The sequence below is a fragment of the Shewanella gelidii genome, assembly GCF_014647855.1.
In the GTDB taxonomy this organism is placed as follows: Bacteria; Pseudomonadota; Gammaproteobacteria; order Enterobacterales; family Shewanellaceae; genus Shewanella; species Shewanella gelidii.
On the sequence record NZ_BMPZ01000003.1, the window covers coordinates 131867 to 145470 of the forward strand.

Sequence of the window (13604 nt, forward strand, 5' to 3'; positions counted from 1 at the left end):
CAGCCCCCAAAATAATCAAAGGCGATTTAGATCAAGATATTCGCTCAAGCCTTCCAATGCACTATTTGCTCGCCAGCTTATGCAATACTCGACTCGCTGCGACAAAGCCAAAAGTCCCGGTAACCATAGTGACCGCGCCAAAACCTGAAGCACAGTCCATTCGCATAGTCCCTTCTGATGCGGCCTTCGTTGCACAAACACTACCATCGGATTGTGGATACACCAGCTGTTGAGTTGAATATACTGCTTCTATAGCGAAGCGGCGGGATAGGTTCTTAGAAAAGTTATATTCACGACGTAAAATATTTCGCACTTTTGCTAGCAATGGGTCCTGCACTGTCTTCGCAAGATCAGCAACTTGTATTTGCGTTGGGTCAGTTTGCCCGCCCGCACCGCCAACGGTAACAATTTTAATCTTATTTCTTTTACACCAAGCAATTAGAGCGGCTTTGGGCTTCACGGCGTCAATGCAGTCGACCACGTAATCAATGTCACCACCTTGTTTCGCCCCCACAAAGTATTCAGCAAGATTGTCAGCGGCAATAAAGTCTTCAACTTCATGCACGATACATTCAGGATTGATTTGACGAATACGCTCAGCCATCACTGCAACTTTAGATTCCCCAATGGTGTCTGCGATGGCATGTATTTGACGATTAGTATTGGTGACACAAATATCATCTAAATCGATCAAAGTTATATGACCAATGCCACTTCGGGCTAATGATTCGGCCACCCAAGTTCCGACACCACCAATACCGACAATCGCAACATGGGACTTGGAAAAAGTCTTAAGAGCTTGTTCGCCATATAGCCGCCCTATTCCACCAAACCGATTTTGAAATGCATCCGACATATTGCCCCCTGTTAATTGCAGCCGGCAATTCTAGCTGATTTCATCCGCTGCCCCAAATTTTCTCTCATGGTTTTATGCCACCGAACATATCCAGCACTGGCCTACTTTCCGCTATAGCGAACAAGCGACTTGTTTTAAAAATGTAAAATCATTCAGCAAGCCATAAATGGCGAGGTAGCACAAATTTATGACAACTGTTCACGAGCAAAGAAAAAATTCACGTAAAAACTGGCTACATACGTATATTAGCTTGAAAAGTTTGAACTCCCGCACAACTTTTGCCGAATAAAGCTGTAAGAATCAGCGGCGATATAGCGAGCGAAACCTCACTATTACTAGCAATAACAAAGAAATAACAGTTTTATAAAAAAATAATTTTAAAATATTGGGAGTTTGAAAACATGAACAAGACTATCGTATCGACGTCTGTTGCAACCGTACTGACCCTTGCATCTTTCGGTGCTTTGGCTGATGGCCCTAACTTTTATGGTCGTTTAGATTTAACTGTTTCTAATTCTGACAATGGCTTCACGACTCAGAACAAAAAAGACGGCACCGTTCTAGAGAACAACTTCTCGCACCTCGGTGTAAAAGGCACTGAAAGAATTACTGATGGTGCAACGCTTATCTATCAAATGGAATTCCAAGTTGAAAATACAACCGACACTGGCAGCTCGGATCCATTCAAAGCGCGTAACACCTTCCTAGGTATTAAAGCTCACGCAGGCACGGTACTTGTTGGCCGCAATGACACAGTTTTCAAAAAGTCTGAAGGTGGTGTCGACCTATTTGGCAACAGCAACGCAGATATCGACCGTATGTTAACAGGCCAAACACGTGCGGCTGATGGCATTACTTACTACTCACCAAAAATCGCCGATATGTTCACCATCAATGCAACATACTTGATGGACGATAACTATGAAGATACTGATGAAGATATGTATGCCGTCAGTGCCGTATTTGGTGACAAGAAGCTGAAGAAACAAGGGTACTACGCAGCGGTTGCTTACAACAAAGCGATCTCTGGTGTTGATGCGATTCGCGGTGTTGCTCAAGTAAAACTGGGTGACTTTAAAGTAGGTGGACTTTACCAGCAAACAGAGAAAACAACAGACAGCGCAATCGATGGTTCAACTTACTTCGTCAACGTTGCTTACAACCTAAATGGCGTGAACTTAAAAGCTGAATTCGGTAAAGACGATGCAGGTTTCGGTAAGTACTATAAAAACTCTGTAGGTGCTCCTACTGCGACTTCTGATATTGATATCACACAATTCACTGTTGGTGCTGATTATAAAGTTTCTAAGTCAACCATGGTCTATGGCCACTACGCTATGTACGAAGGTGAGCACGTTGTTGCTGATGCTAAAGTTGATTTAGAAGATGAAAATGTATTCACCGTTGGTGTGCGTTACAACTTCTAATTTAAACAAGCGCTCGCGAGCTCAATACAAAAGTTAACTAAAAAGCGACTCTTCATCGAGTCGCTTTTTTTATAAATTTCTTTAGTAAATGTACGGCTACACGTCTCAAGGCTATTTACGTACGAGCCGGTAAATCACTTCATTGAGCCAAGTGGCTTGCTTATTTAAAAAACGAGGGTTATCAGCTAATACATCGATGCAGGCAAGCTGTTGAATTTCAAAAAACTCACTGAGATGCTGGTTGACCCACAACTCCGAAACAGCGAATGGTGGTCCACTAATCACATCGGTCTCAAAATCCAGCGTAATCAACATGCCCTGGCTACCAGAGGGTAGTAAAGCCGCTAGTTTTTTGACATAAGCGTGACGCATCGATTCTGGCCAAGCGATCAAAGCAGCACGATCATAAAAGCCGCTGCACTCACGGGTGACTTCCTCACTCAAAGTGAATATATCACCTTGATAAATGGCCAATTGTTCGGTCGCATAACACGGATGCGTGCCATGAGAGCTGGTTTGCATAGGTAAATTGTTGTCTAAAAAAAATTGCTCGACGCCCTGCTGATTCAATTCACAGCCAATCACCTGATGACCTTGCTCAGCGAGAAAGCACATGTCTAACGACTTACCGCACAAAGGGACAAAAATGCTGGCATCATTTGGTAAGTTTAAATCACGCCAATGTTGGATCAGAAAAGGGTTCACATCTCCTTGATGGAATCCGATTTGCTCATTTTCCCACCTTTCATGCCAAAAACTTGGTTCCATGTTCTTTATCTTCCTCTATGCTATTTCATTCGATTATCCTAATACTTGTCTTCAACACTTGCAAAGGCAGCATCACAAAATAGACCAATGGATGGTCTCAGGCGGACTCATTCCAAATTTACAAACACTAAAAAAGCCAAAGTCTTTCATTCGACTTTGGCTTTTTCATTGAGCTCAGTATTTGGCATTTATTTAACGAACGTAGCTTGTCTCATTATATACCAAGCGTAGCTTGTACTTTCTTGAGCCAGACACAATTTTCACATTGGCATTGTCTACGTGATAGATGGTGCGGACTCAAATTGGAATCGATATAGTCAACGGCAATTAAAAGCTGCTGCTTCAAATCGTCAACCGACTTTTCTTGTAAATCCACCAATTCATCATTGTGATTCATCCAAACGCATTCCATCCCTTGATGGCAATATATACACTCTTCATCTGCTTTGTTAAAAAAACCAGCATGGGGACATTGGCGCAACTCCATTGACTGGATGATACGCTTACGTGGATATTCAAATAGCTCTATTAATAGGGCTTTATCAAGCTGTGACATGTGCCCTCCTCACAATCGGCAATCTAGGTGTCATCACTAGTTTCATATTAGCATATCTTAAGGTTAGCTACATTTTAGGTGGACAAATTTGACGTAGGTCAAGATGCAAATCGAAATTGTAGAGTAGGTATTCTATAACTTGCATTTAGTTAGCATTTATTGAAGCGGATCGCACTCAGTCTCAAGTCGTAGGGATTGCTCAACATCGAATTTTCCCAGGTGAGTGCCAAACCTATACAAAATAAGATAATATTTATAATCCTTCATCACGCCGTCAGTCTTTATCAAAGGATGCGTTATTTGTGAGTAGCCATGCACCGCAGTTGCAGCATTTTTACATTTCAGAAGAGCAATCCATTTATCTGCTGAAAGCGAATGATGCCCGCAAACATAAAGCTTGGATCAGGCTGTGTAAACAACAACTGACCAAGCTTGGTTATGGCCAAATTGAGATGATTGGTAAAGGCGCATACGGATTTGTTTTTGCCGGCATAAACCAGCAACAACAATCTCATGTCTTTAAATTTTCTCGGATCACTCTCCCTCAAAATGTACAAGATCGACTTGAAGAAGAAGCATTTATGTTGGGGCTGTTAACTCATCCCAATATCCCTGCAGCAATCAAGTTCGAGCGAGCCGGCAAACAAGGCATTCTCGTTATGGAACACGCCGTGGGTGAAGATCTTGATCAAATGTGTCGCCGCCTAGGCTCCCTGCCACCTGCCACCATCATGAGCATTGCCAAACAACTTGCCAATATTCTTATTTATCTCAGAAAAGGCCGACCGTTTGTTCATGGCGATATAAAGCCGTCTAATTTAGTTTATGACCGTCAAACCGAGCACCTTTCATTAATTGATTGGGGCTCAGCGGTGTTCGCACAACGGGATGAAAATGGCCTGCCAGTAAACGACAGCGTGATGGATTTGATGTCGAGCGATCATCAACATACCAATGCGCGCATGGGGGACGTGTATTTCATCGGCGAAGAACAACTAAATGGCGCACTTTCAAGCCCCAGATTTGATGAGCAAGGTGTCGCCGCAACACTCTATGCGTTAGCTTCGGGCCAAACCAGTCGCTTTGGCAAAAATGTAATTCCAGCAACAAGTGTAGGCTTACCCATTGAGTTAGCTCGAACCCTAGACGGTATGCTAAGTGATGACCCACAACTCAGACAAAAAGCTGGCGATTATTTTCTAAAAATGATGGATTATCGCCATCAAATTCATCTACCCGTATTGCCTACAAAAGAACGTATTGGCCTTATTCCTGTGTGGCAACAAGCCAAAGACAAAGACGTTGAAACTGTCAGTTACAGCTCAAGAAAGTCCTTTTTAAAGGAGCATAACGAACACGATCCCATTGAGAAAATGGATGATATTCAGCTGGAAAAATACTACCGCAATTTTATGGCTGGAATGGGGGATACCGAGAAAGGGTTCGTTGCCGCAGTAGGTCGATTAGCGCAATACCCCATTGTCGGTGGGCTGGCAATTCACTGGCAAAACGAGGGAGTATATATCGACTCCAATCTTGCTCTTTATCGAGCTGAAGAGAAGTTTGCATTGATCCAAGCTGTCAACAATATGGTCACTTTGGCCCGTGGTATTCAACGCACTGGGGTATTTAAAGCATGCTTTTTTAACGCTAAAGATACACTGCATTTTGAACGGGATTCCGCAAATGAACCCTTTCATGCCAATCGCGGACAGCAATTGCCATTTGAAGTTGGCAATGCTCCCAGTCTTGAAGATAAATCCCGGTTGCACTCCTATTTTGAGGATGGAAGAGATCCTGATGAGAACTTAAGCTTACCCGCCGAAATTATGACTGAATTAGGCTGGATTAACCAAATCCACCATACGGGCTGTATTATTTTTGAAGCCCTACCAACTCACCTCAAAGTGCATAGTTATTTGCGTTTATTGAATCCCCGCAAACAAGCGGCATTTCGAGCAAGTCTTGACCGAATCATCAATCATATCGATAAAATTCAAGGCCATGGGGTATCGGGCTTTATGAAGCTACCATATAAAAATACGCGAAAATTCAGTGCAATAGAAAAACTCGACGATGACTTCTATCCAAGAAACCCAAATGACTTCAACGCTTAAGGAAAAAGTTTTCAAAAATTAGCTTTAGCCTTCTCGATTGATCCAATGATCTAAGGTATCAAACAGCTCAGTTAATACGATAGGTTTGGTAATATGCGCATTCATTCCTGCCGCTAAACTTTTCTCTCGGTCGCCCGACATTGCATGCGCGGTCATCGCGATAATCGGCAGCTCATCAAGTGTAAATTGTTTTCGTAACGCTTGGGTCGCCGTTAAACCATCCATGACAGGCATTTGAATATCCATCAACACGGCATCAAATGGCTGTTGGTCAATCATATCAATTGCTATCTGGCCGTTATCCGCCACATGGACTTCATAACCCGCACTTTTTAGTAGCTCTGTCGCCACTTGCTGATTAATAAAGTTATCTTCCACCAATAAAATTGAGCCTTTGCACTCATCTGATTCGGGAGCCTCTTCGCTGGATTCTAGCGTCAATGGCGGGGAGTCAGCAAAGGCGGTAATAATCTCATCAAAAAGAACCGATGCTTTAAATGGTTTTTGCAACAACGCAAAAATATTGGCTTGCTCAACTTCCTGCCGTAAAGGCTCTGCAGCATAGGCCGTCATCATAATAATCACCGGACGTCGTTGTAGCGTGCCATCAGCAATCATTTCATCAATCGCCCGGATCACTTCACAACCATCCATTTTGGGCATCATCCAATCGAGCAGAAGCAAATCAACGGGCTGCTTAGAAAGCTTGTATAGAGCCTCTGCACCACTCGCCGCGATATCCGTCTCAAAGTGGAAATCACGCATCACGCCTGAATAAATTTGTAGCGCGGTAGGGTTATCATCGACCACGAGTGCCGATAGATGATTTAACTTCTCGGGAACGACTAAAGGCGGAACTTTGGCTTCTTCGGCAATTTCAAAGCTAATGGTAAAACTAAAGGTACTACCAACATTGGGCTCACTATGAACCTCCATCTTTCCACCCATCAAAGCAACGAGGTGTTTACTAATTGAAAGTCCAAGGCCAGTACCACCATAACGGCGTGTTGTTGAACCATCGGCTTGTGAGAATGCATCAAACAAGCTTTGCTGTTGCTCTCGACTAATACCAATGCCGGTATCTCGCACCCAGAATTTAAGGGTAATGCGATGATCACGCTCTCCCACATCTTCACAGCCCAACTCAATTTCACCAGACTGGGTAAACTTCACGGCATTAGAAAGTAAATTGACAAGAACCTGACCTAAACGTAGCGGATCTCCACTCAACATTAAGCCTGCTGTCACAGGCGCGTACAAGAGCAATTCAACACCCTTTTCTTGGGCTTTGAGTGCATTTAGATCCAGCGCATGATCAAGGACTTTATCGAGTGGAAACGCAACACGTTCAAGTTCAAGCTTGCCGGCTTCAATCTTCGAAAAATCGAGAATATCATTAATGATGCGCAGCAAGGACTGCGCAGAGAAACCGGCCTTCTCTAAGTAATCTTTTTGCTGCTCAGTAAGCTGAGTTCGCTGCGCGAGTTGTAACATACCAATAATGGCATTCATTGGGGTGCGAATTTCATGGCTCATATTTGCCAAGAATTCACTCTTATAAAGATTGGCCATTTCAGCATCTTGCTTGGCTTCAAGCAGCGCCACTTCATTGTGCTTATGACGCGTAATGTCTTTATGGGTACCGACGAGTCGCTTCGGCTGCCCCTCATCCGTAAACTCAACCACCCGTCCTCGGCTCAATACCCAGTGATATTCGCCATTTTTTCCCTGCATACGGAACTCAATATCGTATGCATCTTGGTGATCGGTCAGATAATGATCTCGATATTCGGCGACTCTGATGCGATCATCTGGATGGATCAATTCATCAATGGTTGACCAAAGTGCAGGAAACTCATCCGCTTGATAGCCAAGCATCGAATAATACGCTGAGTTACATATGATTTGCTCTGAGTCTAAATACCAATCCCACAAACCATCTTCTACCGCATCCATGGCGAGGTGATAACGCTCTTCAGACAAACGCAATTGCTCAGCTGATTCATACTCACGAGTCACATCACGCCATACCGCAATTAATCCCAACAATTCACCACGACGGTTATAGAAAGGTAGTTTTAACGTATCGAGCAATACTGGCTTACCGGCCAATTCTACTTTTTCTTGGTAACGTAACGGCATTCGCTCTGACAACACCTGTTGATCTTCAGCACGGATCCGTTTCCCAATTTCAGGGGTTGTTATCACATCCGATGATAATCCAACCATTTCACTTTCGGTATAACCCAGCATTCGCTCAGCGGACTTATTACAACCAAGGTAGTGGCCTTCTTTATCTTTAAATACAATAGCTTCTGGGATTGAGTCCAACAAAGAACGTAGCAATGCATATTCGCGCTCTCGACGCTCAGTCGTATCTTTTAATCGTTCTGTTCGTCGCGCCACCAGCTTATCGAGGCGCTTATTTTGCTCGGCAAGATGGGTCGTGTATTGCTGGTTTTCTTCAAAAATACGACTCACCAGTAAAAACCAAGGTTCCCAACCCGGTGTTATTACCTTAGGCGGGCCTTTGGGCTCTTGAGAGCACCCCTCAAGATGTGCAAGCAGCCTTGATGCCGGACTAACAAATGAGCGGCGTGTTTGCCAATGCACTATGGTTACCAGCACAGACAGTGCGATAACGACTAGCACAAAAGTTTGTTGTAACTTTTGCCACGAATCCATGAACAAGTCATCAACATCTTGCAGGTAGAGTAGGCGCCAAGGTGCATTATGTAACGCAACAGAGTGAATATAATATCCATTGCGGATCACCCCTTCATCAGCTTCAAATAACTCATGTTCAGGAATGGAATGTAATTCTGATGGAATACGCTGGCTGATATGGTAGACCCGATTGATATCCATGCTATCGATATTGCTATGAGATAAAATATTATTGCTTTGATCTAGCAATATCACCGTGCCCGGCATTTTGAAATATAAGCGGATCTGTCGAGCCAAAGAAGCAAGCGTCATATCCAGATTAATTGAACCGATAAACTCATTCTTCAAGTACACTGGCACACCAAGCGTGGTCAGTAAGCCTTTGTCCGTCGGGTCGACATAGGCCTCACTCCAAAATACGCTGCGCTGCGGGTTCATTTCCGGAGTTGCCAATTGGAATTGCTTTTTATTGAGCAACTCCTCTCTAAATCTCTGCTCATCTTTAGGCCACGGAAAATAAGACATTAAGCGGCGTTTTGAAATATAGTAAATCGATGAGGCTTTGGGCGCTGCTTCCTTTGCAACAGGAAAAGCCAAAGACAACTCAAATAACATTTCGAGTTCCTGATAGAACTTATCACTGCGCTCGGCCAACTGTCCGACCCCTGTAATACGCCCCATGTTCCTAAAGGAACGCTGACTCTCTGCATACTTAGGTTCTAGCGTAAAAAACTTCCCCGTTTCATCGAATTTTTCATAATCCAGTAACCTTTCTCGGCGAACCTGCTCACCAAGTCTTAGGTGATTAATCGCGACATCCCTCAAGCTTTTAACGGCTCGAATACTCGACTCTAATAGTAAGTCAACTTGCAAAACATGACGATCAATTTGCTGCTCGCGCTCACTCATCAACTGTGTCTTTTGCTTATCAAAAAACACCCAGGCGGTTAACAGCGCCATCACGATCACCCCAATATAGGTGTAAAATACCGCACGGTTATAGCCTTTTTGAATCGGCGCGGTTAATTGAAGATCGGGCTCATTTGATTTCATTCATGACCTTTGGGAAGACAAATATTTCTTGCAAGAAAATCAATTTAATTGCTTGTTGAGGCATCAAAAAGTGTCAGTTCACTCAAAAATAACATGCCTAATAAGTTGAGCACATATTATCAGGAACCCGTCACCTTGCACACGAAATAATCCTCGTAATACAAAGTGTATGTACGCTCAATTCACAGTAATTTTATCGGTACATCACACTCAAGTGATACGCACAAAAAGAGGCTCTACTTGAGCCTCTTTCTCACCCGTCATTTTAGCGTAAACCAATTAAAGATGTTCTTCTGCAAACTCAGCTAAACGTGAACGCACGACACCATTTAGATATATGTTTGCACTGCCTTCAAAGTCTTTAAAACGCTCAACGATGTAAGTTAAACCGGAGGTAACGCCCGTTAGATAATTTGAATCGATCTGCGATAGGTTGCCACTACAAATAAGCTTAGTGCCCTCCCCCATACGCGTGATCATGGTTTTAATTTGTGAAGCCGTGAGGTTCTGACACTCATCAAGGATTACCCTAGTCCTCATCTTGTTACGATAACCCTAGTTTTAACCCCCCCCCGCAAATGTGTTACCATCCAATAGAATCACTCGGAGAATCTAAATGGGTAATACAGTTGTTAAAATAAAGAGATCTAAAGTCAACTTAGGTAAGCTCCCACGATTTGAGTGTGATGACGACGGGTGTTAATTTGCACCCAAAAGTGATCCACTTTCCCCCCTGATTTGCACCGAAAACTGATCCACATATTTAATTAACTCCTGCGTCATTGAAGCGGGAGAAATATGGAGTGATCGACATGTCTTTATTAAACGTTATTCGCCGTTGGCATTTCCGTGATGGTATGTCTAAACGAGAGATTGCTAGACGGACAGGATTATCGAGAAATACCGTCAGGCGCTATCTAAATGGCAAAATCCCTGTACCTGAGTACCCTAAACGCTCATCTCTGAGTAAGACTGATGAGTTTAAGGAAATTCTTATTAGTTGGCTGAAACGTGAAGCCAAAAGACCTAGAAAACAACGCAAAACGATAAAAAATATCTATGAAGATTTAGTGCCCTTGGGCTACAGCGGCTCTTATGACAGAGTGGCCGCCTTTGCCCGTAAATGGCGCGAAGAGGAAAAGTTAGCCGCTTCTAAGCATACTTACATGCCTTTAAGTTTTGCACCTGGAGAAGCTTTTCAATTTGATTGGGGTGAGAATTGGGCTTATATCGATGGCCGAAAAACTAAGCTTCAAGTCGCTCATTTTAAGCTTAGCCATAGCCGTGCTTTTATTCTACGGGCTTACTATACCCAAACCCATGAGATGCTATTTGATGCTCATAACCATGCATTTAGGGTGTTTGAGGGCGTACCAGAACGTGGCATTTACGACAACATGAAAACGGCTGTGGACTCCGTTAAAAAAGGCAAAGAACGTGAGATTAATCGGCGCTTTCAAGCCATGGTAAGCCACTACTTATTTGAAGCGGACTTTTGTAATCCGGCATCTGGCTGGGAGAAGGGGCAAGTTGAAAAGAATGTGCGTGATGCACGTTCTACCATCTGGCAGCGCATCCCCAGAATGCATAGCTTAGATGAACTAAATCAATGGTTAGAAATGGCCTGCGTACAAGATTGGCAAACACGTAAACATCCTGAATTTCATCATAAAACAGTGCATAACGTTTGGCTGCAAGAACGCTCTCAGCTAATGAAAATCACCGCACCCTTTGATGGCTTTATTGAGCAAATTAAACCCGTATCTTCTACCTGTTTAGTGAACTTCGATAGAAACAAATACTCAGTGCCAGCCAGTTATGCCAACCGCCGAATTAGCTTACATATCTACCCTGATACATTAGCCTTTATCGCAGAAGGACAAAAAATCGCAGAGCATCCTCGCGCGTTCCAACCCAATCATGACTTGCCAGCTCAGGTCATTTATCAATGGCAACACTACCTACTTGTGGCGCAGCGAAAGCCTAGAGCATTGCGCAATGGTGCTCCATTTGAAACTTTACCAGAAAGCTTCAAACAACTGCAATCTCAGCTGTTACAGCGTCAAGGTGGTGATAAAGAAATGGCTGAAATCTTAGCATTAGTCCTCTATCACGATGAGGCTCTGGTTGAACGTGCGATAGAAATGGCGCTCGCCGCAGGTAATTTCTCCAAACAACATGTCATTAACTGTTTAAACCGCATGCTCAATCCAGACATTTTACCGGCTCATCTGCCTGTCGATATAGGATTAAAACTGGTGACCGAGCCTACAAGTGATTCGTCTCGTTATGACACGTTAAGAGGAAAACGCTATGCACAATGAAGCCTTACTCAGCACCTTAAAAACCTTGAAATTACATGGCATGGTCAGCAGTATTGTCGAGCTGTCATCCCAAGACTCACCAGCTTATCGGCAAGCCTTACCCATACTAGAAACACTGCTTAAGGCTGAAGTGGCAGACAGAGAGGTACGCAGTATCGCCTATCAAATGAAATCTGCACGTTTCCCCGCATATCGTGACTTGTATGGTTTTAACTTTGGCGAAAGTAGTGTGGATGAATACCTATTTCGTGGTTTACATCGCTGTGAATTTATTCAAGACAGTCAAAACGTAGTCTTTGTTGGCGGTCCTGGCACAGGTAAAACGCACCTTGCTACCGCTTTAGGCGTTCAAGCAATCCAACACCATCAAATGCGTGTAAGGTTTTTATCCACCCTTGAACTGGTCAACACCTTGGAGCTAGAGAAGCAAGCTGGCTACGTCGGACGCATGGCTAATCGGTTGGCCAAATGCGACTTAATCATCTTAGATGAGCTGGGCTACGTCCCTTTTAGCCAAGCGGGAGGTACATTATTATTTCACCTGCTCAGTAAGTTATATGAGCAAACCAGCGTGCTAATCACGACAAACCTGAACTTCACTGAATGGTCAAAAGTCTTTGGCGATGCAAAGATGACAACAGCTTTGCTAGACAGGCTGACGCATCATTGCCACATCATAGAAACGGGTAACGACAGTTATCGATTTAAAGAGTCAACGAAGAAATCTAAGGAGAAGAAAACTGGAAAATAAACTATCTATGTGACCATAATTAGGTCGGAAAGGTGGATCACTTTTCAATGCAAATGGTGGATCACTTTTGGATGCAAATTAACAGAGGATTTTCTTACGCGACTGAGTAGTGAGATTTACGGCTTATCACAAGACACTAGCGTAGAGCATTGTGCAAACATCTGCACTTCGGGTGACCAATTTTCTGCTGAAATTTATACAGACGGCTCACCGCTACAATGTGGTGTTGCTACAAAATCCTGCTCATCATCAAATGAAAAACCTCTGGGAAAAGCAATACATGCACACGTTAGGCGCTTCAAAATTACCAGAGAGTTGAGAAAAATGTATCCAAGCCTCTGGAACTCTAGACAGAGGAGAGGGACTGCTGATGTGAAGGATTTCTCACGAAATGACAATGACTTTGTTAAAGGCGGAACTGGGCTGTATTTGGCAACTCCAGATGGTTACGAATATCTGCCACCTGCAAATAAGGAATAATCAAAAATGAATTACAGTATGTTCTGGGTGACTATTTGTTTGGCAGTATCAAGTTGCACCTCTTACGCAGCACCGCAAGAGTCGTCTAGCCTTTCATATACAGGTATACCAGACCTTTATGTGGAGCTAAGTGAAATTCACCTAGTTGATGTTGATAAGGTCAAATACTCTGCGTATGTAGACCAAGACTTCGGCTTGAGTAAGGTGTCCATATCAAGCAATGGGGCACCAGTTCAGGTTACCGGGCAGTGCCTTCAAGGCGTTCACTTTCCCGACTTACAAACGCTTAAAGTGTCTAAGAGGGTTGCAAAAGAAGGTTCAGAGGTGGAAGCAACCATTTTCAAAATTGATTTCCATTACTTTGGTGACAAGAGTGATGCCTTATCTGAAAATGTCGAATTGCAAGACTGGAGCGTTAAGCTACTAATCACAAATGACTTATCAGGAAAACTAGAGGTAAGAGGCAAGGGGCGCAAGCTATCAATTGAGTGCGAAGTTAGTGCCACTAGATAAAACCACGCCTCTATCCAAGAAATAGTGTCGCCTACTAGGTGGGCGGCATATCACGCTTCTAAGCGTTATCCCATAAAAATACTAATCTTAAT

General features: G+C 43.5%; 9 protein-coding genes and 1 pseudogene. 5 read left to right on the forward strand and 5 right to left on the reverse strand.

From position 1 onward, the window contains the following. Window positions 1-61 precede the first annotated feature (61 nt). Window positions 62-856: a tRNA cyclic N6-threonylcarbamoyladenosine(37) synthase TcdA gene (tcdA, locus tag IEY18_RS07530; protein WP_188919419.1), complete on the reverse strand. Its 795-nt coding sequence runs from the start codon at window positions 854-856 to the stop codon at window positions 62-64. Between the two features lie 401 nt (window positions 857-1257). On the opposite strand from tcdA, the gene IEY18_RS07535 reads away from it, so the two are divergent. Next, window positions 1258-2283: a porin gene (locus IEY18_RS07535; RefSeq protein ID WP_188919421.1), complete on the forward strand. Its 1026-nt coding sequence runs from the start codon at window positions 1258-1260 to the stop codon at window positions 2281-2283. 111 nt (window positions 2284-2394) lie between these two features. On the opposite strand, the gene IEY18_RS07540 is transcribed toward IEY18_RS07535, so the two are convergent. Then, complete coding sequence (locus IEY18_RS07540; protein ID WP_188919423.1) at window positions 2395-3051, reverse strand: thiopurine S-methyltransferase; 657 nt, start codon at window positions 3049-3051, stop codon at window positions 2395-2397. 214 nt (window positions 3052-3265) lie between these two features. Further along, window positions 3266-3607: a hypothetical protein gene (locus tag IEY18_RS07545; protein ID WP_188919425.1), complete on the reverse strand. Its 342-nt coding sequence runs from the start codon at window positions 3605-3607 to the stop codon at window positions 3266-3268. A gap of 302 nt (window positions 3608-3909) precedes the next feature. Here IEY18_RS07545 and IEY18_RS07550 point away from each other — a divergent pair, with 302 nt between their 5' ends. Continuing rightward, a complete protein-coding gene (locus IEY18_RS07550) occupies window positions 3910-5724 on the forward strand; it encodes a protein kinase domain-containing protein (protein WP_188919427.1) in 1815 nt (604 codons plus the stop codon). A gap of 24 nt (window positions 5725-5748) precedes the next feature. Here the strand turns inward: IEY18_RS07550 and IEY18_RS07555 are convergent, their stop codons facing one another. Together IEY18_RS07555 and IEY18_RS07560 are read right to left on the reverse strand one after the other, a co-directional pair. Continuing rightward, entirely contained in the window at window positions 5749-9444 is a 3696-nt protein-coding gene (locus IEY18_RS07555) for a response regulator (protein ID WP_188919429.1), read from the reverse strand. Window positions 9445-9723: 279 nt separating this feature from the next. Next, window positions 9724-9972 (reverse strand): annotated as a pseudogene (locus tag IEY18_RS07560) (PhoH family protein); the annotation flags it as partial. A gap of 284 nt (window positions 9973-10256) precedes the next feature. Here IEY18_RS07560 and istA point away from each other — a divergent pair. From istA to IEY18_RS07575, 3 genes are all read left to right on the forward strand, one after another. Continuing rightward, window positions 10257-11768: an IS21 family transposase gene (istA, locus tag IEY18_RS07565; RefSeq protein WP_188919431.1), complete on the forward strand. Its 1512-nt coding sequence runs from the start codon at window positions 10257-10259 to the stop codon at window positions 11766-11768. Beyond that, entirely contained in the window at window positions 11758-12519 is a 762-nt protein-coding gene (gene istB / locus IEY18_RS07570; protein WP_188919433.1) for an IS21-like element helper ATPase IstB, read from the forward strand. Before istA ends, istB begins: the two co-directional genes overlap by 11 nt. A gap of 486 nt (window positions 12520-13005) precedes the next feature. Continuing rightward, complete coding sequence (locus tag IEY18_RS07575) at window positions 13006-13512, forward strand: hypothetical protein (RefSeq protein ID WP_188919435.1); 507 nt, start codon at window positions 13006-13008, stop codon at window positions 13510-13512. The last annotated feature ends 92 nt before the right edge of the window (window positions 13513-13604 follow it).